Source organism: Gordonia sp. (in: high G+C Gram-positive bacteria), assembly GCF_047606305.1.
Lineage (GTDB): Bacteria > Actinomycetota > Actinomycetes > Mycobacteriales > Mycobacteriaceae > Gordonia.
This window is the reverse complement of record NZ_JASGER010000016.1, coordinates 21,958-47,505: the sequence shown is the minus strand read 5'-3', so window position 1 is coordinate 47,505 and position 25,548 is coordinate 21,958. Positions and strand designations below refer to the sequence as shown.

The 25,548-nt window shown below is 71.1% G+C and carries 29 protein-coding genes; 8 read left to right on the top strand and 21 right to left on the bottom strand.

Annotated features, from left to right (window positions below; translation table 11 throughout):
* The 5 genes from prcB to QM634_RS02925 are packed head-to-tail and all read right to left on the bottom strand — an operon-like array spanning position 1 to position 5,206.
* Entirely contained in the window at positions 1–852 is an 852-nt protein-coding gene (gene prcB, locus QM634_RS02945) for a proteasome subunit beta (protein ID WP_415041279.1), read from the bottom strand.
* Complete coding sequence (locus QM634_RS02940) at positions 849–1,040, bottom strand: ubiquitin-like protein Pup (RefSeq protein WP_415041278.1); 192 nt, start codon at positions 1,038–1,040, stop codon at positions 849–851. The genes prcB and QM634_RS02940 overlap by 4 nt, the downstream gene beginning before the upstream one ends.
* A 59-nt stretch (positions 1,041–1,099) precedes the next feature.
* The gene (gene dop, locus QM634_RS02935) at positions 1,100–2,602 is read right to left on the bottom strand and encodes a depupylase/deamidase Dop (protein WP_415041277.1); all 1,503 of its coding nucleotides are present in this window, start codon (positions 2,600–2,602) and stop codon (positions 1,100–1,102) included.
* A 25-nt stretch (positions 2,603–2,627) separates the two neighbouring features.
* The gene (gene arc, locus QM634_RS02930; protein ID WP_415041276.1) at positions 2,628–4,325 is read right to left on the bottom strand and encodes a proteasome ATPase; all 1,698 of its coding nucleotides are present in this window, start codon (positions 4,323–4,325) and stop codon (positions 2,628–2,630) included.
* Positions 4,322–5,206, bottom strand: a complete 885-nt coding sequence (locus QM634_RS02925) for a tRNA (adenine-N1)-methyltransferase (RefSeq protein WP_415041275.1) — start codon at positions 5,204–5,206, stop codon at positions 4,322–4,324. Before QM634_RS02925 ends, arc begins: the two co-directional genes overlap by 4 nt.
* Positions 5,207–5,314: 108 nt before the next feature.
* Here QM634_RS02925 and QM634_RS02920 point away from each other — a divergent pair, with 108 nt between their 5' ends.
* A complete protein-coding gene (locus QM634_RS02920; protein WP_415041274.1) occupies positions 5,315–6,175 on the top strand; it encodes a thioesterase family protein in 861 nt (286 codons plus the stop codon).
* Here QM634_RS02920 and QM634_RS02915 read toward each other — a convergent pair.
* The 7 genes from QM634_RS02915 to QM634_RS02885 all read right to left on the bottom strand — a co-directional run bounded on the left by QM634_RS02915 (position 6,162) and on the right by QM634_RS02885 (position 11,451).
* Positions 6,162–7,160 (bottom strand): MerR family transcriptional regulator, encoded by a 999-nt coding sequence (locus QM634_RS02915; RefSeq protein ID WP_415041273.1) that lies wholly within the window; start codon positions 7,158–7,160, stop codon positions 6,162–6,164. The genes QM634_RS02920 and QM634_RS02915 overlap by 14 nt on opposite strands.
* On the bottom strand, positions 7,147–7,821 hold the full coding sequence (locus QM634_RS02910; RefSeq protein WP_415041272.1) for a HEAT repeat domain-containing protein: 675 nt from the start codon (positions 7,819–7,821) through the stop codon (positions 7,147–7,149). Before QM634_RS02910 ends, QM634_RS02915 begins: the two co-directional genes overlap by 14 nt.
* Before the next feature lie 75 nt (positions 7,822–7,896).
* Positions 7,897–8,742, bottom strand: coding sequence for an ATP phosphoribosyltransferase (gene hisG, locus QM634_RS02905; RefSeq protein WP_415041271.1), 846 nt, complete (start codon positions 8,740–8,742; stop codon positions 7,897–7,899).
* A gap of 46 nt (positions 8,743–8,788) precedes the next feature.
* Complete coding sequence (locus tag QM634_RS02900; protein ID WP_415041270.1) at positions 8,789–9,052, bottom strand: phosphoribosyl-ATP diphosphatase; 264 nt, start codon at positions 9,050–9,052, stop codon at positions 8,789–8,791.
* Positions 9,053–9,086: 34 nt separating this feature from the next.
* Complete coding sequence (locus QM634_RS02895) at positions 9,087–10,106, bottom strand: esterase-like activity of phytase family protein (protein WP_415041269.1); 1,020 nt, start codon at positions 10,104–10,106, stop codon at positions 9,087–9,089.
* A complete protein-coding gene (locus tag QM634_RS02890; protein WP_415041268.1) occupies positions 10,076–10,729 on the bottom strand; it encodes a DedA family protein in 654 nt (217 codons plus the stop codon). Before QM634_RS02890 ends, QM634_RS02895 begins: the two co-directional genes overlap by 31 nt.
* Before the next feature lie 35 nt (positions 10,730–10,764).
* Positions 10,765–11,451 (bottom strand): HAD family hydrolase, encoded by a 687-nt coding sequence (locus QM634_RS02885; protein ID WP_415041267.1) that lies wholly within the window; start codon positions 11,449–11,451, stop codon positions 10,765–10,767.
* Between the two features lie 126 nt (positions 11,452–11,577).
* Here QM634_RS02885 and QM634_RS02880 point away from each other — a divergent pair, with 126 nt between their 5' ends.
* A complete protein-coding gene (locus QM634_RS02880; RefSeq protein WP_415041266.1) occupies positions 11,578–12,450 on the top strand; it encodes a PAC2 family protein in 873 nt (290 codons plus the stop codon).
* 1 nt (position 12,451) lies between these two features.
* On the opposite strand, the gene QM634_RS02875 is transcribed toward QM634_RS02880, so the two are convergent.
* Genes QM634_RS02875 through QM634_RS02850 form a run of 6 tightly spaced genes read right to left on the bottom strand, consistent with a single transcriptional unit; the run spans position 12,452 to position 17,105 of the window.
* Entirely contained in the window at positions 12,452–12,760 is a 309-nt protein-coding gene (locus tag QM634_RS02875) for a hypothetical protein (protein WP_415041265.1), read from the bottom strand.
* 9 nt (positions 12,761–12,769) lie between these two features.
* Positions 12,770–14,011, bottom strand: coding sequence for a cysteine--1-D-myo-inosityl 2-amino-2-deoxy-alpha-D-glucopyranoside ligase (gene mshC / locus QM634_RS02870; RefSeq protein ID WP_415041264.1), 1,242 nt, complete (start codon positions 14,009–14,011; stop codon positions 12,770–12,772).
* Positions 14,012–14,062: 51 nt separating this feature from the next.
* Positions 14,063–14,893, bottom strand: coding sequence for an SCO1664 family protein (locus tag QM634_RS02865; protein ID WP_415041290.1), 831 nt, complete (start codon positions 14,891–14,893; stop codon positions 14,063–14,065).
* Positions 14,890–15,537, bottom strand: coding sequence for a DUF3090 domain-containing protein (locus QM634_RS02860; RefSeq protein WP_415041263.1), 648 nt, complete (start codon positions 15,535–15,537; stop codon positions 14,890–14,892). The genes QM634_RS02865 and QM634_RS02860 overlap by 4 nt, the downstream gene beginning before the upstream one ends.
* Complete coding sequence (locus QM634_RS02855) at positions 15,537–16,235, bottom strand: MSMEG_4193 family putative phosphomutase (RefSeq protein ID WP_415041262.1); 699 nt, start codon at positions 16,233–16,235, stop codon at positions 15,537–15,539. Before QM634_RS02855 ends, QM634_RS02860 begins: the two co-directional genes overlap by 1 nt.
* 24 nt (positions 16,236–16,259) lie before the next feature.
* Complete coding sequence (locus QM634_RS02850) at positions 16,260–17,105, bottom strand: undecaprenyl-diphosphate phosphatase (protein WP_415041289.1); 846 nt, start codon at positions 17,103–17,105, stop codon at positions 16,260–16,262.
* A 52-nt stretch (positions 17,106–17,157) separates the two neighbouring features.
* Here QM634_RS02850 and QM634_RS02845 point away from each other — a divergent pair, with 52 nt between their 5' ends.
* Both QM634_RS02845 and QM634_RS02840 read left to right on the top strand, forming a co-directional pair.
* Entirely contained in the window at positions 17,158–18,162 is a 1,005-nt protein-coding gene (locus QM634_RS02845) for a YncE family protein (protein ID WP_415041261.1), read from the top strand.
* Entirely contained in the window at positions 18,149–18,442 is a 294-nt protein-coding gene (locus tag QM634_RS02840) for a DUF5703 family protein (RefSeq protein WP_415041260.1), read from the top strand. Before QM634_RS02845 ends, QM634_RS02840 begins: the two co-directional genes overlap by 14 nt.
* A gap of 12 nt (positions 18,443–18,454) precedes the next feature.
* Here QM634_RS02840 and QM634_RS02835 read toward each other — a convergent pair whose 3' ends face one another.
* Complete coding sequence (locus QM634_RS02835; protein ID WP_415041259.1) at positions 18,455–18,754, bottom strand: DUF4193 domain-containing protein; 300 nt, start codon at positions 18,752–18,754, stop codon at positions 18,455–18,457.
* A 378-nt stretch (positions 18,755–19,132) separates the two neighbouring features.
* Between QM634_RS02835 and cei the strand changes: the two genes are divergently transcribed.
* Positions 19,133–19,846, top strand: coding sequence for an envelope integrity protein Cei (cei, locus tag QM634_RS02830; RefSeq protein ID WP_415041258.1), 714 nt, complete (start codon positions 19,133–19,135; stop codon positions 19,844–19,846).
* A 9-nt stretch (positions 19,847–19,855) separates the two neighbouring features.
* Here cei and QM634_RS02825 read toward each other — a convergent pair whose 3' ends face one another.
* Positions 19,856–20,737, bottom strand: coding sequence for an inositol monophosphatase family protein (locus tag QM634_RS02825; RefSeq protein ID WP_415041257.1), 882 nt, complete (start codon positions 20,735–20,737; stop codon positions 19,856–19,858).
* Between the two features lie 72 nt (positions 20,738–20,809).
* Here QM634_RS02825 and ppgK point away from each other — a divergent pair, with 72 nt between their 5' ends.
* The 3 genes from ppgK (at position 20,810) to QM634_RS02810 (ending at position 23,663) form a co-directional block, all read left to right on the top strand.
* Positions 20,810–21,625: a polyphosphate--glucose phosphotransferase gene (gene ppgK / locus QM634_RS02820; protein ID WP_415041256.1), complete on the top strand. Its 816-nt coding sequence runs from the start codon at positions 20,810–20,812 to the stop codon at positions 21,623–21,625.
* Positions 21,626–21,820: 195 nt separating this feature from the next.
* Complete coding sequence (locus tag QM634_RS02815; RefSeq protein WP_415041255.1) at positions 21,821–23,314, top strand: RNA polymerase sigma factor; 1,494 nt, start codon at positions 21,821–21,823, stop codon at positions 23,312–23,314.
* A 148-nt stretch (positions 23,315–23,462) separates the two neighbouring features.
* Positions 23,463–23,663, top strand: a complete 201-nt coding sequence (locus QM634_RS02810) for a hypothetical protein (RefSeq protein WP_415031520.1) — start codon at positions 23,463–23,465, stop codon at positions 23,661–23,663.
* A gap of 74 nt (positions 23,664–23,737) precedes the next feature.
* Here QM634_RS02810 and QM634_RS02805 read toward each other — a convergent pair whose 3' ends face one another.
* A complete protein-coding gene (locus QM634_RS02805; RefSeq protein ID WP_415041288.1) occupies positions 23,738–25,420 on the bottom strand; it encodes a DEAD/DEAH box helicase in 1,683 nt (560 codons plus the stop codon).
* Between the last annotated feature and the right edge of the window lie 128 nt (positions 25,421–25,548).

Here is a 25,548-nt window from a genome sequence, read left to right as displayed (position 1 = left end):
CTACTCCCCCGCCCCGGTGCCCGCTTCACGGGTGTCGTCGGCGTACTTTCGCTCCCGGCGGTCGATGATGTCGCGCGCCGCCGCGGCGATTCGCTCGGCGGGCACCTCGTCGGCTCCCTCCGGGCCGACCGTGACCGCGGTCGGGAAGATCTGGCGGACGGTGTCGGGGCCGGCCGTCGCCGAGTCGTCGTCGGCGGCGTCGTAGAGCGCCTCGACGGCGATGGACAGCGCCTCGTCGGCGGTGAGGTCACCGCGGTAGAGCTTCTTGAGCGACGACTTGGCGAACACCGAGCCCGAGCCGATCGCCTGGTAGCCGCCGAACTCCTCGTGCCGGTCGCCGGCCACGTCGAAGGAGAAGATGCGCCCGCGCGCGGACGGCTTGTCGCCGTCGGCGTCGTAGCCGACCAGCAGCGGGATGGCGGCGAGCCCCTGGAGCGCCGCGCCCAGGTTCCCGCGCACCATGGCGGCCATGCGGGAGACCTTGCCGTCGAGGGTCAGCGGCACGCCCTCGATCTTCTCGTAGTGCTCGAGTTCGACGGTGAACAGCTTCACCATCTCCACCGCGATGCCGGCGGTGCCGGCGATGCCCGCCGCGGAGTAGTCGTCGGTGATGAACACCTTCTGGATGTCACGGGTGGCGATGAGGTTGCCGGCCGTGGCCCGCCGGTCACCGGCGATGACCACCCCGCCCGGATAGGCGACGGCGACGATCGTCGTACCGTGCGGCACCGAGTCGGCGGTGCCCGGCGCCACCCCGTGCCGCTCCACGCGGCGGCCCGGCAACAGCTCGGGCGCGTGGTGGGAGAGGTACTCGGTGAACGAGGAGATGTCCGGGCCCGGCGACCGACTCACTGGCCGCCCTTCTGCACGTATGCGCGCACGAAGTCCTCGGCGTTCTCCTCCAACACGTCGTCGATCTCGTCGAGCAGATCGTCGGTGTCCTCGGCGAGCTTCTCCCGGCGCTCCTGACCGGCCGATCCGTCGGGACCGAGGTCGCCGTCGTCGCCACCACCACCGGATCGCTGTTGTTCCTGCGCCATGCCGCCTCCATTCGCGCTCTTGGGTTCCACCCTATCGGAACCCGCCCGACGGCTCGCGGCTACTTGGCCGTCAGCTCGTCGACCAATTCGGCGGCCGAGTCCACCGAGTCCAGCAGCTCGCCCACGTGGGAACGACTGCCCCGCAACGGTTCCAGGGTGGGAATCCGGATGAGCGAATCGCCGCCGAGGTCGAAGATGACCGAATCCCAGCTGGCCGCCGCGATATCGGCGCCGAAGCGGCGCAGACACTCGCCGCGGAAGTAGGCGCGGGTGTCGGTGGGCGGACTGGTGATCGCCTCGATCACCCGGGACTCGTCGACCAGCCGCTTCATCGAGCCGCGCGCCACGAGCCGGTTGTACAGCCCCTTGTCCAGGCGCACGTCGCTGTACTGGAGGTCGATCAACGCCAGGCGCGGGGCCGACCAGCCCAGGCCCTCACGCTGGCGGAAGCCCTCGAGCAGGCGCAGTTTGGCGGGCCAGTCGAGGATGTCGGCGCACTCCATCGGATCGCGCTCGAGCTTGTCCAGGACGTCGGCCCACGTCTCAAGGACCTGCGCGGCGGCCTCGTCATCGGCGCGGTGCAGGTCGTGGAACTGCTGGCAGCGCGACAGGTACTCGCGCTGCAGGGCCAGGCCGGTCAACTCGCGGCCGTCGGCGAGGGCCACCGCGGCGGCCAGCGTGGGATCGTGGCTGATCGCGTGCACCGCGGCGACCGGGCGGGCCAGCTCCAGGTCGGACAGGTCGACGCCTGCCTCGATGAGGTCGAGGACCAGCGCCGTCGTCCCGACCTTCAGGTAGGTCGAGGTCTCGGCCAGGTTCGCATCGCCGATGATGACGTGCAGCCGTCGGTATCGTTCCGGGTCGGCGTGCGGCTCGTCGCGGGTGTTGATGATCCCCCGCTTGAGCGTCGTCTCCAGCCCGACCTCGACCTCGATGTAGTCGGCCCGCTGGGACAGCTGGAAGCCCGGCTCGTCACCGGATTGGCCGATGCCGACGCGGCCGGAGCCGCTGATGACCTGGCGGGAGGCGAAGAACGGGGTCAGACCGGTCACCACGTCGGCGAACGGCGTGTCGCGGTCCATCAGGTAGTTCTCGTGGGTGCCGTAGGAGGCGCCCTTGCCGTCGATGTTGTTCTTGTACAGCTGCAGCCGCGGGGCGCCGGGCACGCTGGCGACGTGACGCGCGGCGGCCTCCATCACCCGCTCGCCGGCCTTGTCCCAGATGACCGCGTCCATCGGATCGGCGACCTCGGGCGCGGAGTACTCCGGGTGGGCGTGGTCGACGTACAGCCGTGCGCCGTTGGTGAGGATCATGTTCGCCGCGCCGATCTCGTCGGCGTCGATGATCGGTGCCGGGCCCCCCGAGCGCCCGAGGTCGAACCCGCGGGCGTCGCGCATCGGCGACTCCACCTCGTAGTCCCAGCGGGTCCGCTTGGCCCGCGGCACGCCGGCCGCGGCAGCGTAGGCCAAGACGGCCTGGGTGGACGTCATGATCGGGTTCGCCGTCGGCACATCCGGCGCGGAAATCCCGTACTCGACCTCGATCCCGATGATTCGCTGCATGACGACCAGCGTAATGACCCGGGGCTCAGAGGTATTGGCCGGTCGACGTCTCGGTGTCGATGGCGCGGCTGGCGCCGCTGCTCTTGCCGGTGACCAGGGTGCGGATGTACACGATCCGCTCGCCCTTCTTGCCGGAGATCCGCGCCCAGTCATCGGGGTTGGTCGTGTTCGGCAGGTCCTCGTTCTCGGCGAACTCGTCGAGGATCGAGTCGAGCAGGTGGCTGATCCGCAGACCCGGCTGGCCGGTGTCCAACTGCGCCTTGATCGCGTACTTCTTGGCCCGGTCGACGACGTTCTGGATCATCGCGCCGGAGTTGAAGTCCTTGAAGTACATGACTTCCTTGTCACCGTTGGCGTAGGTGACCTCCAGGAACCGGTTGTCCTCGCTCTCGGCGTACATCCGGTCCACGACGCGCTCGATCATCGCCCGCACGCAGGCAGCGCGATCGCCGTCGAACTCGGCGACGTCGTCGGGGTGGATGGGCAGGTCCTCGGTGAGGTACTTGCTGAAGATGTCGATCGCCGACTCGGCGTCGGGTCGCTCGATCTTGATCTTCACGTCGAGGCGGCCGGGTCGCAGGATCGCCGGGTCGATCATGTCCTCGCGGTTGGAGGCACCGATCACGATCACGTTCTCCAGGCCCTCGACACCGTCGATCTCGCTGAGCAGCTGCGGCACGACCGTCGTCTCCACGTCCGACGAGACGCCCGAGCCGCGGGTGCGGAAGATCGAGTCCATCTCGTCGAAGAAGACGATCACCGGGGTGCCGTCGGAGGCCTTCTCGCGGGCCCGCTGGAAGATCAGGCGGATGTGCCGTTCGGTCTCGCCGACGAACTTGTTGAGCAGCTCGGGGCCCTTGATGTTGAGGAAGTAGGACTTCGCCTCGTGGGCGTCGTCGCCGCGCGCCTCGGCCATCTTCCGCGCCAGCGAATTGGCGACGGCCTTGGCGATGAGCGTCTTGCCACACCCGGGCGGGCCGTAGAGCAGCACGCCCTTGGGCGGACGCAGCGAGTACTCGCGGAACAGTTCCTTGTGCAGGAAGGGCAGTTCGACCGCATCGCGGATCTGCTCGATCTGCCGACCGAGGCCGCCGATGTCGGAGTAGTCGACGTCGGGCACCTCCTCGAGGACCAGGTCCTCGACCTCGGCCTTCGGGATGCGTTCGAAGGCGACGCCGGCCTTGTTGTCGATGAGCAGCGAGTCGCCGGGCCGCAGCTTGCGACGGTGCTCCTCGGGGTCGTCGGTGGGGCGCAGCGGCTCGGCCAGCACGATGACCCGCTCCTCGTCGGCATGGCCGACGACCAGCGCCCGCGTACCGTCGGCGAGGACCTCGCGCAGTGTGGCGATCTCGCCGGAGAGGTCGAAGTCGCCGGCCTCCACGACGGTGAGCGCCTCGTTGAGACGCAGCGTCTGACCGATGCGCATCTCGGTGACGTCGAGGTTGGGCGAGACGGTCAGGCGCATCTTGCGGCCGGAGGTGAACACGTCGACGGTCGAATCGTCGGGGTAGACCGACTGCAGCACGCCGTAGCCGCTCGGCGGCTGGCCGAGACGGTCGACCTCCTCGCGCAGCGCCACCAGTTGCTGGCGGGCCTCTTTGAGGGTCTCCAGGAGTTTGGCGTTGCGGGCGGAGAGGTTCTCGACGCGCTCCTGCAACTGCTCGGCGGTACCCGTCGGGCGCGACTGTCCGCCCGCTCGGCCCGACCCTTGTTCCTCCGTCACGACTGCTCCTTCTCCCGCGCAGCTTCCACGCTACCGGAATCGGTCTTCTTGGCGCCGCCGGTGGGACGCCGGTGTGGGCGCAGGGTCGTCTGCCCGTCGGCGAGCCGGCGGGCGGTGATCAGGAAGGCGGTGTGGCCCTGCATGCGGTGCTCGGGGCGCACCGCCAGTCCGACGGCGCTCCACTCGCGCACCATCGACTCCCAGGCCCGCGGTTCGGTCCAGCACTCCTGGTCGCGCAGCGCCTCGATGATCCGGGACAGCTGGGTCACGGTCGCCACGTAGACGACGAGGACGCCGCCGGGGCGCAGCGTGGCCTTGACGGTTTCGAGGGGCTCCCACGGCGCGACCATGTCGAGGATCATCCGGTCGGCCTGGTCGGCCGGGTCGTGGTCGGCCAGGTCCCCGACGCGCAGTTCCCAGTTGTCGGGCGCCGAGCCGAAGAAGGTCTCGACGTTCTTGCGGGCATAGTCGGCGTGGTCGTCGCGGATCTCGTAGGACAGCACCGACCCCTGGTCGCCGACGGCCCGCAGCAGCCCGCAGGTCAGTGCGCCCGATCCGGCGCCGGCCTCGATGACGCGACAGCCGGGGTGGATGTCGCCCTCGGTGAGGATCTGCGCCGAGTCCTTGGGGTAGATCACCTGCGCACCGCGCGGCATGGACAGCACGAAATCGGTGAGCAGCGGCCGCAGCGCCAGGTACTCGGTGCCACTGGTGGCCGAGACGACGCATCCCTCGGGAGAGCCGATCAGGTCGTCGTGCGCGATGGCGCCGCGGTGGGTGTGGAAGAGCTTGCCCGGCTCGAGGACCACGGTGAACTTGCGCGCCTTCGCGTCGGTGAGCTGGACGCGGTCGCCCACGGCGAAGGGCCCGGTGGTCGCCATCGTGGTGTGGTTCCTCTTTCCTCGGCCGCCCGGCCGCGGGTGGCCGATCGGATGCCTCCAACTCTGTCATAACGTGGAGGTGTGGAACCCAGCCAGGTAACCGAAGCGATGGACGCACCCGAGTACACCGCCTACTTCGAGCCGATCGAGCCGCCCGAGGGCGACGACCCCTCCTACGAGTACTTCCAGCCGACGGTCGCGGTCGTCAGTGTGTGGTCGCCGCAGATCCAGCACGGCGGGCCGCCGACCGGTCTGCTGGTGCGCGCCATGGAGAACGCGGTGGACCCCGCCGACGGACAGCGGTTCACCCGGGTCACGATGGAGATCCTCGGTGCCGTCGGACTGGGCGTGAACCGTGTGCGCACGACGATCCCGCGGCCGGGGCGACAGATCTCGCAGGTGGCCGCCGAGCTCGAGGTGCGCGGCGAGGACGGCACCTATCGCTGTGCCGCCCGCACCACCGCGTGGCGGCTGCTCGCGAGCGACTCCTCCGACATCGAGGACCTGCCGCAACCACCGCTGCCCAAGGGCCCCGACGAGCTGCCGCAGAACGTCGGCTTCCCCGAATCGGTCGAAATCCCGGAGGCGTGGCGGCACATGGGTTTCATCGGCACGGTGACCGCCGCCGCGCAGCCCGGCCGGCTGCGCGGCTCGTCGGCGGTGTGGCTGCGCCCCAACCTGCCCCTGGTCGCCGGTGAGACGACCAGCGACCTGGCGGCCGCGTTCACGGTCATCGACGTCGCCAACGGGTTGGGCGCCGGGCTGAACCCGGTCGAGTGGTCGTGGATGAACACCGACACGACGGTGCACCTGGTGCGCCAGCCCACCGGTGGCTGGACGGGCATCGATTCGAAGATGGCCGCGGGGCCGGACGGCTATGCCGCCTCCTTTGCCGACCTCTACGACACGACCGGATTCCTCGGTCGCTCCGCGCAAACGGCGCTGCTGTCGGCGGTCACCGCGCGCTGAGCAGTCCCCGCGCCGTCAGCGACGTCGCCGGGTCCGGATCCGCGGCGAGCTCGCCGAGCAGGGCGAGTGCGGCGGCGCCGGGCAATTCGCCGAGCGCTTGAGCGATCCGCACCCGGACCTCCGGCGCGCTGGATTCCGCCCGGTGGGCCAGCCGGCCGACCACCGCCTCGCGGCCGTCGCCGTCGGTGTGGGCGGCGAGCGCCTCCGCTGCGGCCACATCGTTCTCACCGTCGCAGATGGCGTCGACCAACACCTCGCGGGCACGCGCGAGCCGTGTTTCGTCGGATTCGCGGCCGACGATCGCGATCGCCGCCCGGGTGCGCAACCGCGCGTTTCCGTCGTCGAGGAGTCCGGCGAGGGCATCGGTCGACCGCCGGCCCGGAAGCTCGGCCAAGGCGTCGAGCAGCCGCGCCCGCACCGCCGGGTCGGGGTGGTCGAGTGCCCCCACCAGTGGGGTCACCGCACCGTCGCCGAGCCGCACCAGGGCCCAGCGCAGCGCCCCGACGACGTTCTGCTCGCGCTCGGCGACCAGCGCCTCCACCAGTGCCCCGGGCGGGAGCGACTCGCCGTCGGCCGTCAGCGCCGCGCGCTGCCTGCGTGCCGGAGTTCCCGACGACAGCTCGTGCAGGCGCGCCACGACGTCGAGGACCGAGGCCCAATCGGCTGGATTCACGGCGTCGACGGCCTCGAGCCGCCGCAGCAGCGCCTGCTCCTCGGCGATCCGTTCACGGGTTCGGTCCAACAGCCGTTCGACGAGGGGTGCCGGGGCGTGCTCGCCGTCATCGACCGCCTCGGCGACCTCGCGCAGCGACATCCCGAGGCTGCGCAGGCCTTCCACCTGGAAGAGCCTGCGCAGGTCGGACGGCGCGTATTCGCGGTAGCCCGTCGCGCTCCGGCCGCTCGGGACGACCAGGCCCAGCTCGTCGTAGTGTCGGAGCATCCGGGCGCTGATGCCCGAGCGCCGGGCGACCTCACCGATCCTCACGTCCGGCCTCCTCGGCGTCGCCGCCCGCATCGGGCGACAGGAGCCGCCAGGCGGTCCCGACATCGTCGGCGAACGCCGCATCGGGGTCAAGCGCCAACCGAACCGTCGCCGCCGCATGGGCGACGACGCGCGCATCAGCACTCGTCGCGGCCACTGCTTCGGCCCGGGCCACACCGGACTCGCCGAGTGCCACCAGGGCGCGGCTCAGGCTCCGGCGGCGCTCGACGTCGCCGGAGCCGAGTTGGGCGGCGAGCTCGTCGGCCAAGGACGCCACCTCCTGGTCCGGGACCACTTCCACGGCAGCCCGCCACGCCGCGCGCGCCACCTCGTCGTCGGCCGACCGCAGCAGCTCGGGGGTGATCGCGGGCCACGTCTCGGGCGCGGCGAGTTTGGACAGCGTGTGCAGCGCCTGCGCGTGGGCTTGCGGGGGCTGGGCGTCATCACTCAGCACCGACTCCAGGAGCGGGATCGTGCTGCTTCGGCTGTGCCTGGTCAACGCCCAGGTGAGCATGTCCCGGACGTAGAAGTCGGTTTCAACGGCGCACCGCTGGACCAATCGTCCGACGTGGGCGTCGTCCGGGTGGCTACCGGCGTGCAACGCCGCGCGGAGCCGAACACTCGGGTCGGCGGCGGCCAACGCGGCCGGGTACGTCGATGACATCGTCATCACCTCCACCGGCAAGCAGATCGCTTGACACTGTGTGAAGGTCAAGCGGTGGCCGGACCGAGGGGCCGATCAGAAACGGCAGGAGCGGATATCGGTGGCCAGGATCGCCTTGGCGCCCAGCTCGGCGAGCTCGTCCATCAGGTTCTGGTGGTCCTTGCGGGGCACCATCGCTCGCACGGCCACCCAGTCCGGGTCGGCCATCGGCGCGACCGTGGGCGACTCCAGCCCGGGCGTGAGTTCGGAGGCACGGTCGAGCAGGTCGCGCGGGCAGTCGTAGTCGATCATCACGTACTGCTGCCCGAAGACCACGCCCTGGACACGTGCGACGAACTGTCGCGCGGCCTTGTCCAGTTCCGCACCGGACCGTGACACCAGGACGCCCTCCGAATCGCACAGCGACTCGCCGAAGGCGACGAGGTTGTGTTGCCGCAGGGTGCGTCCCGAGCCGACGACGTCGGCGATCGCGTCGGCGACGCCGAGCTGGATCGAGATCTCCACCGCTCCGTCGAGCCGGATGAGGTCGGCCTCGATGCCCCGTCCGGCCAGGTCGGCGCGCACGAGATTCGGGTAAGAGGTGGCGATCCGCTTGCCGGCGAGATCGGCGACCGACCACTCCCGGCCGGCGGGCGCCGCATAGCGGAAGGTCGAGGCGCCGAACCCCATCGCGAGCTGCTCGTCCACCTGCGCGCCGGAGTCCGCCGCCAGGTCACGGCCGGTGATCCCCAGGTCGAGCGTGCCCTGGCCGACGTAGATCGCGATGTCCTTGGGCCGCAGGAAGAAGAACTCGACGTCGTTGGCGGTGTCGAGCACGGTGAGGTCTTTGGAGTCCGAGCGCTTCCGGTAGCCGGCCTCGGCCAGCACGGCGCCGGCCGATTCGGAGAGGGCCCCCTTGTTGGGCACTGCCACGCGCAGCATCGTTCGTCGGTTCCTTCGGGTCGTTGCGGGTTGTCGGCGGCGGCCGCTACAGGTGGCGGTAGACGTCGTCGAGGGACAGGCCCCGTTTGATCATCATCACCTGCAGCCAGTAGAGCAACTGGGAAATCTCCTCGCCCAGCGACTCGTCCGACTCGTGCTCGGCGGCCAGCCACACCTCGCCGGCCTCCTCGATGATCTTCTTCCCGAGGGTGTGCACACCGGAGTCCAGGGCGGCGACGGTTCCACTGCCGGCCGGGCGGGTGCGCGCCTTCTCGCCCAATTCGGCGAACAGTTCATCGAAGGTCTTCACGGTTGTCCATCCTCCCATGCGGCCCGCGCGCGGCTCAGGGCAGGCGCGCCCACAGCGTCAGCAGCCGCGTCGTCTGTCGGGGCGAGTAGTTGTCGTCGGACACCAGGTGGATCAGATGGCCGCCCGCGTGCGGCACGACCGCCATCCCCTCGTAGTTGTCCAGCAGCGGGTTGCGCTGCGGTTGTCTGCTGCGGGCGTCCAGGGTCGGGCACCGGGACAGGTCGGCGACCATCCGCCCGGACCGCGCGCCGAACACCGGTGGGCGCAGGTCCACCGACCGCAGCACCGTGACGGTGCCGGTGCGCGGCGAATAGGCCGCCTCCAAGACCAGGAGCCGGTCGGCCGCGTACGCGGCGATCTCGGCGACACGCATCCCCGGCGCCGCCCGGTAGACGACCTCCCGCCGGAGTACGAGGCGGCCACCCGGCGACCGGCGGTATTCCAGGATGCGCCGCGTACGCGGCCCCTCGCCCCCGAGTTCCCGTTCCATGGCGACGAACAGCCCGTCTCCCGACGGTGTGGCGCTCAGCCCCTCGAAGGACGCATTCGGCCGGGCCCGCCCGATCGGTGCGACGCGGTAACGACGGGGCACCGGCAGGTCGTCCCGCCACCGGCCGCGGCGGTCGTACACCGACACCGACGGGCCGCGCTCGGAGGCCACGGCGAGACTCCCGTCGCCCAGTACCGCCAGCCCCTCGTTGTCGGCGCGCCCGGAGACGGGTCGGCCGTCCGGGCCGGTGAGCGTGATGGGGGCGCCCGCGATGCGGGGCCGGGGCGCCGGTAGCTCGTCGACGCCGGTCAGCGGCCACACGAGCGCCCGAGTGTGCGTGTGGTCGGGCAACGCCAGGTAGCGTCCGCCGCGCGGGTCGCGCGCCAGGGCCGACAGGCCGCCGATCCGTTCCCCGGCCGCCGCCACCTTGTTCACGCCGTCGGAGTACCCGGTGGCCACCGCGGTCGGTGAACAAGCACCGGGGACCGGCAGGGCGCCGGCCTGCGGAACCGCGGCGGCGATCGACCCGATGATCAGGGCGGCGGTGACGAAGAACGGTCGCATGACGGCTCTGAGCCTAGGCCCCTGCGCCGAGACCGCCGTCGATGGGCGAGCGTGAGGGCCATCGGGACGATGATCGTCAGGGCCGAGCCGACGAACAGGACCTCGAGGTTGTCGCGCAGGATCGCGATGCCGCCGAGGAAGTGGCCGGCGGTCACCAGCGAGCCGCACCACAGGACCGAGCCGAGGACCGAGAAGGCGGTGAACCGCAGCCGATCCATCCGGGCCAGTCCGGCCAGCAGCGGCACCAGGGTGCGGACGATTCCGATGAACCGCGCGAACACGACCGTCACCGGTCCGTAGCGGTGGAAGTAGGCGTTGGTGCGCTCGACCGGCTCGTCGCCGATGAACCCCATCAGTCGACCGCGCATCACCCGCGGGCCGAAGCGGCGGCCGATGGCGTAGCCGCACTGGTCCCCCGCCGCCGCCGCGATCGGCAGCACGAGCAGGAGCAGCCACAGCGGGGCGAACGGGTCGGGCTGGGCGGCGAACAGCCCGGCGGTGAAGAGCACCGAATCACCCGGGAACACGAATCCCACCAGGACGCCGGTCTCGACGAAGAGGAGGACCACCAGGCCGATGAGACCGGCCGTGCCGAGGAACGCGGTGACGTCGAAAGGGTTCACGCCCCCGACTATCCCGGTGGTGGGAGTCCGGGAGGTTAACTCAGGGCCAACGCGTCGCGCCACGCCGCGGCGAGGTCGTCGACGCCGACGTCGAGCAGTGAGTCTCGGAACACCCGCCCCGGGCCCTCGTCGACGTCGACACCGGACGGGACCACGAGCGTCGGACAGCCCGCCGCGGTGGCCGAGGCGACGCCCGTCGGCGAATCCTCCACGACGAGGCAGGCGTGCGGGGCGTAGCCGAGCAGGTCGGCGGCGCGCAGGTACGGGAACGGCGCCGGCTTTCCCATCGGCACCTCGTCGCCGCACACCGTCGCGGTGAACCGATGGCGGCCGATGGTCGCCAGCGCGATCTCGGTGAGCTCCCGGACCGTGTTCGTCACCACGACCATGGCGATGCCCGCGTCCTGCACCGCCTCGAGCGCCTCACGCGCACCGGGCCGCCAGGGCAGCCCGTCGTGAAACAGCCCGCCCACGTGGTCCACGAGCCAGCGCGCATCGGCCTCGGTGTCGCGGTCGCCGACGGCGATGCCCGCGGCGTCGTAGACCTTGCCCATCGCGTCGGGCAACGAGTTCCCCAGAGTCGACTCGCGCAGGGCCTCGTCCATCACGAGTCCGTGGCGCACCGCGAAGTCGGCGACGGCGACGTCCCAGATCGGCTCGGAGTCGATCAGGGTGCCGTCCATGTCCCACAGGATGGCCGCGGGCGCCGGGTTGCTGGTCACCCACGCATCATCGCATCGCAGCGCGCCCGCCCCAACCGCAGACGGCCCACATCACACGACGACTCGCTCACACCGCGCGCGGCGGTGTCGGCAGTCTCACCGGGTCGGCGCGACTAGGCTTGAGCCATGACCGAGTCCCTTCCCGTCCGCCTTTCGCAACTGCGGAACCCGGTCCTGGTCGCCGCGTTCGAGGGCTGGAACGACGCGGGGGATTCGGCGACCGGCGCCGTGGAGCACCTCGAACTGTTCTGGAACGCGCAGGTGGTCCACGAGATCGCCCCGGACGACTACTACGACTTCCAGGTCAACCGTCCCACGGTCCGGCTGGTCGACGGGGTCAGCCGTCACACCGAATGGCCGACGACCACCTTTTCGGTCTGCTCCCCGCCGGGGTCCGACCACGACCTCCTGCTCGTGCGCGGGGTGGAGCCGAACTTCCGCTGGCGGGCGTTCACCGCCGAGATCGCCGAGATCGCCGAGGCGGCCGGTGTCGTGTCGGCGGTCGTCCTGGGGGCCATGATGGCCGACACCCCGCACACCCGGCCGGTGCCGGTGACGGGGTCGGCGTACAGCGCCGAGGCAGCCAAGCGCTATCGGCTGGCCGAGTCGCAGTATCAGGGTCCCACCGGGATCACCGGCGTGCTGCAGGACCGCCTGACCGCCGACGGCGTCCCGTCGGTGTCGCTGTGGGCGTCGGTGCCGCACTATCTGTCGTCGACCCCGAATCCGAAGGCGACGCTGGCGCTGCTGCGCCGGTTGGAGGAGATCCTCGACCTGGAGGTCCCGATGGACCAGCTACCGGTCCGGTCGGCCGCGTGGGAGCGGACCGTCGACGAGATGACGGCCGATGACGCGGAGATGTCGGACTACATCCGGGAACTCGAGGAGACCGACGACGCCACCTCGACCGATCCGGACGCCCTGCCGGAGATCGACGGGGAGCAGCTCGCGGCCGATTTCGAGCGCTACCTGCGGCGGCGCGACTCCGGGAACGGCTGAGTCAACCAATCCGCTCGATCGACACGACCGGCGTGGTGATCCGCCAGGTCCGGACGTCCGGGTCGTCGACGGCGCGCACCCAGAACTGGGCGGAGGAGCCGACCTCGCACACCTTGACGCCCAGCAGCGGGATGTCCTCGGAGTCGCGGCGCAACTCGCTGACCTCCCACGTGCCGACACCCGAGCCGCCGACGCCGGGTGCGCGCAGCAGGGTCATCTCGCCGAAGTCCAGGAGGTAGGTCGACGTGCGCGTCACGACCGTCCACACACCCTCGTCGGTGTTCGGCGGGATCTGGTTCACCTGTGCCACGGCCCGACCTTAGCGCAGGTCGACGCCGAGCAGCGCGTCGACGGCGGCGGTGATCTCCGCGCCGGCGGTGGCGTGTCGGCCCAGGCCCAGCGCCACGTCGGCCGCCCATCCGTCGACGGCGGCGAGTGCCTTCGGGGTGTCCAGGTCGTCGGCCAGGTGAGCGCGGAGTCGGTCGATGATCGGCGCGGCGTCCGGGCCGGCGTCCGCCGCGACGGCGGTCCGCCAGCGATCGAGTCGCGCCACGCCCTCGGCGAGGACGTCGTCGGTCCACATGCGGTCGGCCCGATAGTGGTCGGCGGCCAGGGCCAGGCGCACCGCGCCGGGGTGGACACCCGCCTGGAGCAACTTGTGGACGAAGACGAGGTTGCCCAGGCTCTTGGACATCTTCTCCCCGTCCAGGCCCATCATCCCGGTGTGCACATAGTGCCGGGCGAAGCGGCGTTCGCCGGTCAACGCCTCGCCGTGCGCGGCGGAGAACTCGTGGTGCGGGAAGATCAGGTCGCTGCCGCCGCCCTGGATGTCGAAGCCGATGCCGAGGCGGTTCAGGGCGATGGCCGAGCACTCGACGTGCCAGCCCGGTCGCCCGGCGCCGAACGGGGCGGGCCAGGACGGCTCGCCCGGTCGCTCGGCGCGCCACAGCAGCGCATCGAGGCGGTCGCGCTTGCCCGCGCGGTCCGGGTCGCCGCCCCGCTCGGCGAAGAACCGTTCCATCGTGGGCCGGTCGTAGCCGGACTCGTAGCCGAAGTGCCCGGTGGCGTCGATGCGGTAGTAGACGTCCGGGTGTTCGGGGTCGTCGACGACATAGGCGGCGCCCGATTCCAGGAGTCGCCCGACCATGTCGACGACCTCGTCGACCGACTCGATGGCGCCGACATACTCCTTCGGCGGCAGCACGCGCAGCCCGGTCATGTCGTCGCGGAACAGCTGGATCTCGCGGGATCCCAGATCGCGCCAGTCGACGCCGTCTCGCTCGGCGCGTTCGAACAGCGGGTCGTCGACGTCGGTGACGTTCTGGACGTAGGACACCTCGTGTCCGGCGTCGCGGAGCTGGCGGTTGATGAGGTCGAAGGTCACGTAGGTCGCCGCATGGCCCAGGTGGGTGGCGTCGTAAGGGGTGATGCCGCAGACGTACATCGTCGCGGTGGGCCCGGGCGCGACGGGCAACACCTGGCGGGCCGACGTGTCGTAGAGGCGGAGGGCGGGTGGGTCGCCCGGGAGCTCGGGCACCGTCGGCGAGGACCACGACTGCATGACCGTCAGCTTAGGCGCCGGGACGGCCCCTCCGATCGGCGGCCCGGCGTGTCAGAACGGCGGCCAGGGAATCGCCCGGTGGGCGGGCGGCTCCGGCAGGAACGGGTCGTCGACGAGTCGCCGGGCGCGCCGCAGCAGCGCAGCGGTCTCATCGGGGGTGATCAGCGTCGTGAGCCGGGCCCGCAACTCGCCGTCGGTGTCGGCGAGCCGGGTGGCGAAGGCGTCGACGTCGGCGAGGAGCCCGCCCGGAACCGACGCACCGGCCCAGCCCCACAGGACGGTCCGCAGTTTGTCGTGTTCGTGCAGGCAGATGCCGTGGTCGATGCCGTACACGACACCGTCGCCGGCGGGCAGGATGTGCCCGCCCTTGCGGTCGGCGTTGTTGAGCAGCACGTCGAGGACGGCCATGCGCTGCAGCCGCGGGTCGTCCGCGTGGATCAGGACGACCGGTTCCCCGCGGCCGTCGTACCCCTCCAGGATCGCGAAGTAGCCCGGCGGCACCGCGTCCGGTGCGCACAGGTCCACCAACTCGGGCTCGGGGACGGGGACCGCCTCGATCGGATCGGCGACGTCGACCCACCGCTGGACCATTCCCGCACCGTGTGGCCCCTCGTCGCGCAGGACCGTGTGCGGCACGGTGTCCCAACCGAGGTCGGCACACACCGTGTAGGCCGCGACCTCGCGGCCGGCCAGCGTGCCGTCGGGGAAATCCCACAGCGGGACCTCACCGCGCACCGGCTTGTAGACGCACCGCACCTCCCCGCCCGTGCCGTCGTCGACGGTCGCGACCAGCGTCAGATTGCTGGCGTGCGGGATCCGCCCCACGACAGAGAGTGCGCCGTCGGAAAGGGCCGCGACCACCTCGTCGGCCACCGGCGTCAGCCCCGACCGTCGTCCGACCCGCCGCCGAGATCGTCGCCGGGATTGTCGCCGAGGTCGTCGTCGCCGAGGTCGTAGGGCTCGAGTGCGAGCGGTTCGCGCTTGTAGCCGTTGGTCCGCACGCAGAGGTGCCCGTCGGGGTCGAGCGGCTCGGCGCACAGGGGGCACGGCGGCCGGCCGGCCGAGACGATCGCCTCGGCGCGGGCGGCGAAGCGGCGCGCGGCGTCCGTCGACAGGAAGACGCGCAGAGCGTCCGGCCCGTCGTCGCGGTCGTCGAGGACGATGCTCTCGTCGAGCGCCTCCTCGGTGGCGGCGAGAAGTTCGACGACGACGGAGTTCTCGCCCGCGTCCCACCCCAGCCCCATGGTGCCGACGCGGAACTCCGCGTCGATCGGCGTGGCGAGGGGCTGCAGGTCGTCGACTTCGCCGGTCGCGGGCGGGATCGGCGTGCCGAAGCGGCGGCCGACCTCGTCGAGCAGCGCGTCGATGCGGTCGGCGAGGATCGCGACCTGCTGCTTCTCGACCAGCACCGAGATGATCCGACCGTCGTGGACGGCCTGCACGTAGAAGGTGCGGTCGCCGGGTTCGCCGACGGTGCCGGAGACGAAGCGGTCCGGACTGCGGAACACGTGGATCGCGCGCGCCATCAGGCCCTCCCCTCCTCCGGTGCGTCGGCGCCGGTCGCGCCGCCCACCGCCGTGCCGGCCAGTTCGGCGCCGGGTGCCGGCAGGGACAGCCGCGCGGTGTTGTTCACCGTGTGCACGACCGTTTGTCGCGGGTGGTAGCGCACCACCGACAGGGAGGCCGGTTCGACGACGATCCGCTGGAACCCGTCCAGGTGCAGGCCCATCGCGTCGGCGATGACCGCCTTGATGATGTCGCCGTGCGTGCACGCGATCCACAGCCGTGAACCGTCCGCGCCGCCGTAGCGGGCGTCCAGTTCGCGCACCGCACCCACGGCGCGGGCGGCCATCGCGGCCATCGCCTCGCCGCCGGGGAACACCGCCGCCGACGGTTGGCGCTGCACGGTCTGCCAGAGCGGTTCCTTGGCCAATTCGGCGAGCGGGCGGTTGGTCCACTCGCCGTAGTCGACCTCGGCCAGCTCGTCGACGACGATCTCGGGGATGTCGAGCCCGGCCATCAGGGGCGCCACGGTCTCGGCGCAGCGCTGCAGCGGGGACCGGGCGACGGCGACGAGCTCGGCCCGCCGCTCGCCCAACCGCTCGGCCAATCCGGCGGCCTGCTCGCGGCCGAGGTCGTCGAGTGCGACGCCCGGGCTGCGGCCGGCCAGCACCGACGCCGTATTCGCCGTCGAGCGCCCGTGCCGAACCAGGATCACCGCCATGGGATCAGCTTACGGACGGGTGGGTCAGTGTGCAGGCACGCCGCTGGTGATGACCCCGGTGCCGAGCAGCACGAGCAGCAGCAGACCCAGTGCGACGCGGTAGACGCCGAACCAGTTCAACGAATGGTCCGCGACGAACTTGAGCAGCCACGCGATCGCGGCATAGCCGACGACGAAGGCGATGACCACCGACACCAGCAGCTGCGGGCCGCTGGCGGCGAGTCCGACACCGTCCGGGTGGAAGGCGTCGGGCAGGCTGAACAGGCCCGAGGCGAACACGGCCGGGATGGCCAACAGGAAGGACAACCGGAAGGCGGCCTCGCGGTCGAACCCGATGAGCAGGCCGGCGCTGGCGGAGGAGCCCGATCGGGACACGCCGGGGATGAGGGCCAGGCACTGGGCCAGACCCACGACCACCGCGTCGCGCATGGTGACCTCTTCCAAGGTGCGTTGCTGCGTGGCATAGCGCTCGGCGATCCAGAAGACGCCGGAGAACAGGATCAGGACCGTCGCGGTGATGTACAGGTTGGCCCGCACGTCGTCGCGGATGAGGTTCTTGCCGAAGTAGCCGATGATGCCGATCGGGATCGTCGCCACGATGACCGCCCAGCCGATCTTGTAGTCGGCGCCGCGGGCCGACGGATTCCGCAGGCCGGCGAACCAGGCGACGATGATCCGCCAGATGTCCCGCCAGAAGAAGACCAGGACGGCCAACTCGGTGCCCAGCTGGGAGACGGCGGTGAACGATGCGCCCGCATCGGAGTCCCACAGCAGCCGCGACACGATGAGCAGGTGTCCCGACGAGGAGATCGGCAGGAACTCGGTGAGCCCTTGCACGACGCTCAAGACGATCGTTTGCAGCCATGTCATGTCAACCACGACGGGCAATGCTACTCACACCGCGCCTGGCAAGATGGTCGGTATGCCCGCGCGCCTTTCCACCCCGCTCGCCCTTGCGGCGGCGTTCGTCCTCGTCGTCGGCCTGGCCGGTTGCGGATCGGGCGATCGCCACGGCAGGCCCGACGTGCCGACCGTCGTACCGCAGATGCCCCTGCCGGCACAGTCGACCACCGCGACGCCCGACGGGACCGTGATCGGCGCGCCCACCCTCGGCCGGGCCCTGGTCGCCGGCCACGGCACGATCGCCGCCGTCGCCGCCGACGGGCGGTCGGTGTCGGTGTTCGACGCCGCCGATCCTGCTCGCCCGCCTCGGGTGGTCGCCACGCCCGAGGTGCGCGCCCTCACCCGGGACGGTGACGGCTTCGTCGCGGTGGGGCCCGATTCGGTGGTGCGGATCGCCGCCGACGGCACTGCCGCCACCGCACGGCTGGCACGCCCCGGCCTCGCCGTCGCCGTCGACGGCGACGACATCCTCATCGGCACCGAGCACGGTCACCTGCTCGTCCTCGACCGCGCCCTCCACCAGACCGAGGACGTCGGCGGCTTCGTCCGGGTCGACGCCGTCGTCGTCGCGCACCACGACGGGCACCGGCAGATCGTCGTGCTGGACAAGGCGCAGTCGCTGGTCACCACGGTGGACCCGAGCAGCGGTGGCCGCGGCGCGGCGCTGCGCGCCGGCAACGGTGCGGGCACGCTCATCGGCGACCACTACGGCCGCTTCCTGGTCGCCAACCCCCGCGACGGCCAACTCCTCGGCTTCTACGGCGACCCGCTGATCATGAAGTTCCGGTTCCCGGTGCCGGGCGGTCCGTACGGCCTCGCCTACGACGAGCGTCGCAACCTGCTCTGGGTCTCGGAGACCGCCGTCAACCGCGTGCGGGCCTTCGACCTGTCCACCGGCGAGCCCCGCGAGCGCGGCGGGTTCGCGTCCGTGCGCCAGCCCGATTCGATCGCGGTGGACCCGGAGTCGGGCGCGGTGTTCGTCCTCTCGGCCGCCGGCGACGGGTTGCAGCGTGTTGCCCGATAGCGGCGGTCGACCCCTGGACGGGGTGCAGCGCTTGCGGCGGTTGCCGCCCGGATGGGAGGCCGAGACCCTCGCCGACGACGTCGAGGCGCTGCTCTTGCGCCTGCCACCGGAGGTCACGCGCATCAATGCGACGATGCGCCTGGCGATTCAAGCCGAGTTCGGCGGGTGGGAATTGAAACGGACCCGCCTCTATCCGGACGGGTCCCGAAAAGTACTGCTTCGACGGAAGCGGACCAGGACCCGACCGCGGTCGGCCGGACCGTCCACCGAGCTGGCCTGACGGCCGCGCCGCTCAGGCGCAGTCGATGCAGATGCGCTCGTTGCCCTTTTCCCGGGCCAGGCGGCTGCGGTGGTAGACGAGGAAGCAGCGGGTACAGGTGAACTCGTCGGCCTGCTTGGGCACGACGCGGACGGTGAGCTCCTCGCCGGAGAGGTCGGCGCCCGGGAGTTCGAAGGATTCCGCGGTCTCGGTTTCGTCGACGTCGACCGAGGCGGCCTGCGCCTCGCTGCGACGGGCCTTCAGCTCCTCGAGCGAGTCCTCGTTCAGATCGTCGGATTCCGTCCGGCGTGGTGCGTCGTAGTCGGTTGCCATGTCTCGCGTCCCTCTCCCCTGTCCTGCGCCGGTGTCCGTGCGTCGAATCTGTCTGGCGTCGCCCGCGGGCGGTGTCGTTGTCGTCGTCCGGCTGTGTCGATGTACAACGGGACACCGTCCTGATTTGTGCCTGCCCCTCGACCTTTGCGGTGTGATCTTCACCACACTTAGCCGGGTTTTCGTGCGGTGTTCGGCTGTGTCAGGCGCCCGCAATCTAGCGCGCCCCCGGGGGGAAGTCAATCGCGGGCGCGCGGGCGCGTCGGCATGCGACGCGCGCATGCCCGACTAGAGTGTTCGCAGAACGGCGCCGCGCCTCGCGCGACCGGCGCGCCGAAGGTCGGCCGCGGGTCGGCGCAGGAGCAGGAAGGGTGGGCCAGCGTGGTCGCCTCAATCACCAACGGCTATTCCAAGGACCATCAGGGACGCCCGTTCCGCCGCCGCGTTCCCACCCCGGCCATCATCGCCGTCGCCATCCTGGCCGCGGCCGGCGTGCTGGTGTGGTCGATTGCGCTCACCCGGGGTGCGTCCTCCCGCGTGCCGGTCGACTGCAACCAGCCGTCTGCGGCGGCCGCCAACCCGTCCGGCGCCCCCGCTCCCGGCGGGGCCAAGACCGGATCGGCCACCGTCCCCAAGCTCACCGCGATGAACCGCGACGAGATGCTCGAGGTCTCCCCCGCCGCGCTCCCGACCTTCGGCGTCCGGGTGCTCAACGCCTCCAACCAGCGCGGCAAAGCCCAGTCGGTGTCCGACGACCTGGTCGCCCAGGGGTTCTCACCGCCCCAGGACAACGCCTACGGCGACGACACCGTCTATCCGAACAAGGATCTGAACTGCGTCGGCCAGATCCGCTTCGGCGAGGCGGGCAAGGCCAGCGCCGCCGCCCTCTGGCTCGCCATCCCCTGCGCACAGCTCGTGATGGACGGCCGCTCCGGCACCGACGTCGACCTGGCGATCGGCCAGTACTTCACCGGCACCGAGCAGTCCGCCGACGCCCAGGCCGCGTTGGAGGCGCTGCGCTCGGCCGACCCGCGCAACCCCAAGACCGGCGTCGACCCGCAATTGATCAAGGCCGTCCACTCCGGGACCTGCTGACCGGCGCGCTCAGTCCGCCGACAGCGGCATCGGGTCGAGCGCGCCCGCCTCGTGCAGTAGTACCCGCAACGGCTCGGCCAGCCCGGGCGCCATCGCGAGGGTGACGTCGCCCGCATCGGAGCGGGACTCCGCGGGCGGGGTCAGGACCACGGCGCCCGCCTCGGCGGCGATCAACGCACCGGCCGCCCAATCCCACGGCGACAACCCGTGCTCGTAATGGGCGTCGACCGCGCCGTCGGCGACCAAACAAAGGTCCAGTGCCGCCGCACCGATCCGTCGGATGTCGCGAACCCGGGGCAGCAGACGGCTCAGCACAGCTGCCTGGTCCGCCCGACGCCGCGCCGAATAGGCGAAGCCGGTGGCCACGAGCGCCAATGCGGGATCGTGCGCCGCGCTCGCCGACATCGCCCGGGTGCCGTGCGCGTCGGTGCGATGGGCACCCCTGCCGAGCGCGGCGTGATAAGTCACCGCGCGCGCGACGTCGACGACGGCGCCGGCGATCGACCGTCCGTCGAGCTGCGCGGCCACCGACACCGCGTACGCCGGGATGCCGTAGAGGAAGTTCACGGTGCCGTCGATGGGATCCACGACCCACCGGATCCCGGTGGGCACCTCGCGATCCCCGCCGCCCTCCTCGCCGAGCACGGCGTCGCCAGGACGCAGGCGGGCCAGCTCGGCGCGGATCACGTCCTCGGACTCGGTGTCGGCGACGGTGACCGGGTCGGTGGGGTTCGACTTCGTGCGAACCGCGTCGTGCGGGTTTGGTCCGTCGGCGGTGTGCGGGCCGAAGAGCTCGGGCCGCCGGGCCCGGACGTGGGCGGCGGCGCGCTCGGCCACCGACACCGCGACCGACGCCAGTTCACCGGGCAGGTTCTCGGGTGGGGTCGTCACGCCCCCATTGTCCCCGATAGCCTTTGGCCATCGCCGCCCGACCGCGGACCCATCACCGAAAGAGGCCGACCGATGTCGCAAGCACCCGCCCCCCTCAGCCCGGAGCAGCGGCAGGCCGTGGACTCCGGCGACCCGCGCTTCGGCTTCGGCGTCGACGTGGGTGGCTCGGGGGTCAAGGGGGCGATCGTCGACCTGTCCACCGGCACGCTCGTCGGGGACCGACTCAAGATCAAGACGCCGCAGCCGTCGACGCCCACGGCCGTCGCCGAGACGGTGGGCGAGATCGTCGCCCACTTCGGGTGGACCGCGAAGATCGGCATCACCGTCCCGGCCGTGGTCGCCGGGGGCGTCGTGCGCACCGCGTCGAACATCGACGGGGGCTGGATCGGCACCGACCCCTACGAACTGTTCGGCGGGCAGGTCACCGCGACGGGGATGTCGGTGCTCAACGACGCCGATGCCGCCGGGCTCGCCGAGGCACGGTTCGGCCTCGAGGCCGACCAGCTCGACGGCGTCGTGATCCTCCTGACGCTCGGCACCGGGATCGGCTCGGCCATCCTGCTCGACGGCGGACACCTGCTGCCCAACACCGAACTCGGTCACCTGCAGGTGGGTGACTCGATCGCCGAGCACCAGGCCTCCGCACGCGCCAAGGAGGACCACGACTGGTCCTACGAGAAGTGGGCCGGCAAGTTGTCGCGGGTGCTCGCCGAGTACGAGAAGCTGTTCTCCCCGAGGCTCTTCGTCCTGGGCGGCGGGATCAGCCGGAAATCGGACAAGTGGCTGTCACTGCTGTCCGTCGACACGCCCGCGGTGCCCGCGACCCTCCGCAACACGGCGGGCATCGTCGGGGCCGCGATGGCCGCCGAAGCAGGCCTGCGCCCCTGAGGGAAACGCTCTGACCTGTCGGTTACCACTCAAACCTGAGTGTTTCGTTACAATGGAACGCGTGGCGACGGAGCGGATGGACTCCGACGCCGACCCAGACCCACTACGCGCGCCGTTTCCGCCCGCAGGCCGCTACTCCTCACAGCAGCAGCCCGGCACCGCGACGCGACCCCTGTGATTGTTGAAAGGTTGTCCGTGGCTGCCACCAAGACCTCCGCGCGCGAGTCCGAACCGGCGAAGAAGAGCACTGCCGGGAAGGCGGCGAGCACGGCCAAGAAGCTGACCGCCCGCGCCGCGGCCGCCGCCAAGAAGGCCGCCCCGCGCAAGGGCGAGGTCGACGCCGCCGAAGCCGCAGAGTCGACGACCGAGGCGGCGAAGACCGCTGCGAAGAAGGCGGCGCCGGCGAAGAAGGCCGCCGCCAAGAAGGCCGCACCCGCGAAGAAGACCGCCGCCAAGAAGGCCGCACCGGCCAAGAAGACCACGGCGAAGAAGGCGGCCGCCAAGGACGTCGCAAAGCCCGAGGACCCGCAGACGCCGGCCGAGGAGGCCGAGCTGGAGGGCGGTCCGGAGTCGATCGACGACCTGGAGGCCGGCGACGTCGACCTCAAGGACGTCGAGGCCGACATCGCCGACGCCGACGATGCGAAGTCGGGCGGCACGGCCGCGGACAAGCCCGACGAGAAGGACGCCAAGGAGTCCGGCGACTTCGTCTGGGACGAAGAGGAGTCCGAGGCACTGCGCCAGGCCCGCAAGGACGCCGAACTCACCGCGTCGGCGGACTCGGTGCGCGCCTACCTCAAGCAGATCGGCAAGGTCGCGCTGCTCAACGCCGAGGAGGAGGTCGCGCTCGCCAAGCGCATCGAGGCCGGCCTCTACGCCGCGGAGCTGCTGACGCGTCTGCAGGCCTCCGGCGAGAAGGTGCCGATGGCCCAGCGCCGCGCCCTGCGCGAGGTCGCCTATGACGGCACCCGCGCCAAGAACCACCTCCTCGAGGCCAACCTGCGCCTGGTCGTGTCGCTGGCCAAGCGCTACACCGGCCGCGGCATGGCGTTCCTGGACTTGATCCAGGAGGGCAACCTCGGTCTGATCCGTGCGGTGGAGAAGTTCGACTACACCAAGGGCTACAAGTTCTCGACCTACGCCACCTGGTGGATCCGCCAGGCCATCACCCGAGCGATGGCCGACCAGGCCCGAACGATCCGCATCCCGGTGCACATGGTCGAGGTCATCAACAAGCTCGGCCGCATCCAGCGCGAGCTCCTGCAGGATCTCGGTCGCGAGCCGACTCCGGAGGAGTTGGCCAAGGAGATGGACATCACGCCGGAGAAGGTTCTGGAGATCCAGCAGTACGCGCGCGAGCCGATCTCGCTGGACCAGACCATCGGCGACGAGGGCGACAGCCAGCTCGGCGACTTCATCGAGGACTCCGAGGCGATCGTCGCCGTCGACGCGGTGAGCTTCACGCTCCTGCAGGACCAGCTGCAATCGGTGCTCGAAACGCTGTCCGAGCGCGAGGCGGGCGTCGTCCGGTTGCGCTTCGGCCTGACCGACGGCCAACCGCGCACGCTCGACGAGATCGGACAGGTCTACGGGGTGACCCGCGAGCGCATCCGCCAGATCGAGTCGAAGACGATGAGCAAGCTGCGCCACCCGTCGCGGTCGCAGGTCCTGCGCGACTACCTCGACTAGGCACCCGTCGGATCCGTCACAGTGGGATCCGACACACCGGGGACCGGGAACAAACGGGATGCGCCAAACGTCTGACAGAGTGTGAGTAGGCGGAACTTCCTCGCCTACGCTCACGAGGGACGATTTGCTTGCCCGGGACGGAGGATCCATGACCACCACCGCTACGAGTGCCACCACCACCCTGACCGCCGCTGACCGCTGCGACCGCTGCAGCGCGGCCGCGAAGGTGATCGCCGTGCTCCCGTCCGGCAGCGAGCTGCTCTTCTGCAAGCACCACTTCGCCGAGCACGAGGCTGGCCTGGTCAAGAGCGGCGCGACCATCACCGAGCCGACCGCCGAGCTGGTCTGACCGATCCCCACAGACGCCGAAGGGCGCCGCGAGTCATCGACTCGCGGCGCCCTTCGCTTTGTCCGACCGACGCCTCAGCGCCACTCCCGCAGCGCCTTGATGCGCTCGGTGAGCTCCTCCGCCGTCGCCATCGCGGTCGGCGGTCCGCCGAGCCGCTCGCGCAGTTCGCGGTGCACGGCGCCGTGCGCCTTTCCGGTTCGGTGGTGGTGCAGTGCGACGAGGGAGTTCAGTTCCTTGCGCAGCGACGCCAGGTTGGCCGCGGCCGTAGGGGTGGCCGCCGCTCCCGCCCGCGGGTTGCCGCCGGCCGCGGCCCGCTTGGTCAACTGCTCTTCCTGGCGCCGGGACAACAGCTCGCGCACCTGCGCGGCGTCGAGCAGCCCGGGCAGGCCCAGGTAGTCCGACTCCTCGTCACTGCCGGCATAGGTGGCGGTGCCGAAGGACGAGCCGTCGAAGATCACCTGGTCGAGTTCGGCGTCGGCGTGCAGCGAGTGGAAGGCCGCCTCCTCCTCGCCGTCCTCGTCGACGGTGCGGTTCGCCTCGGCCAGGGCGGCGTCGTCGAAGCCGTCGGCGTCGCGGTGCGGCTTGCCCAGCACGTGGTCGCGCTCGGCCTCCAGTTGGCTGGCCAACTCCAGCAGAACCGGCACCGAGGGCAGGAAGACGCTGGCGGTCTCCCCCGGCCGTCGGGAGCGGACGAAGCGGCCGATGGCCTGGGCGAAGTACAGCGGGGTCGCCGCGCTGGTCGCATACACGCCCACCGACAGGCGCGGGACGTCGACGCCCTCGGACACCATGCGCACCGCGACCATCCACAGGTCGTCGGACTCGGCGAATCGGGCGATGCGGTCCGACGAACCGGGGTCGTCGGACAGGACGAGCGTGACCTTGCTGCCGGAGATCGCGGTGAGCAGCTCGGCGTAGTCGCGCGCCACACTCTGGTCGGTGGCGATGACCAGTCCACCGGCGTCGTGCACCCCGGAGGCGCGCAGCTCGATCAGTCGCTTGTGTGCGGCCCGGAGCACCGCGGTGATCCAGTCGCCGTGGGGGTCGAGCGCGGTCCGCCACGCACGGGCGGTCTGCTCGGCCGACAGCGGCTCGCCCAGGCGGGCCGTGTACTCCTCGCCCGCGCTGGTCCGCCAACTGGCCTGCCCGGAATACGCCAGGAACACGACCGGTCGCACGACGCCGTCGGTGAGCGCGTCGGCATAGCCGTACGTGTGGTCAGCCTTCGAGCGCGCCCCGCCGCCGGGTTCGGGTTCGTAAGTGACGAACGGGATCGGCGAGTCGTCGGAGCGAAACGGCGTACCGGTCAGCGCGAGTCGCCGTGTCGCGTCGTCGAAGGCCTCGCGGATGGCCTCGCCCCACGACTTGGCGTCCCCGGCGTGGTGCACCTCGTCGAGGATCACCAGCGTGCGGCGGTTCTCGGTGCGCACCCGGTGGCGGGACGGATGGGAGGCCACCTGTGCGTAGGTCACGACGACGCCGTCGTAGTCGGAGCTGGTGGCCCCGGTGGAGTTGGAGAAGTTCGAGTCGAGGGCGATGCCGACGCGTGCGGCCGCCTGCGCCCACTGGTGCTTGAGGTGCTCGGTCGGGGCGACGACGGTCACCGTCTCGACGGTCCGATCGGCGAGCAGCTCGGCGGCGATCCGCAGCCCGAAGGCCGTCTTGCCCGCCCCGGGGGTGGCGACGGCGAGGAAGTCACGAGGAGCCGTGGTCAGGTATTTCGTGAGCGCGCGGCGCTGCCACGCGCGCAGCGGCATGGCCGAGACAGCATCGGTGCTCACGCGCGAATACACTCCTCACCGGACAGCCGACACCCGGCCGGACAACCCGTCCGAGTCTACTAGCGGCACCGGTGTGCGGCGCGTTACCCACGCCACGGCACGAC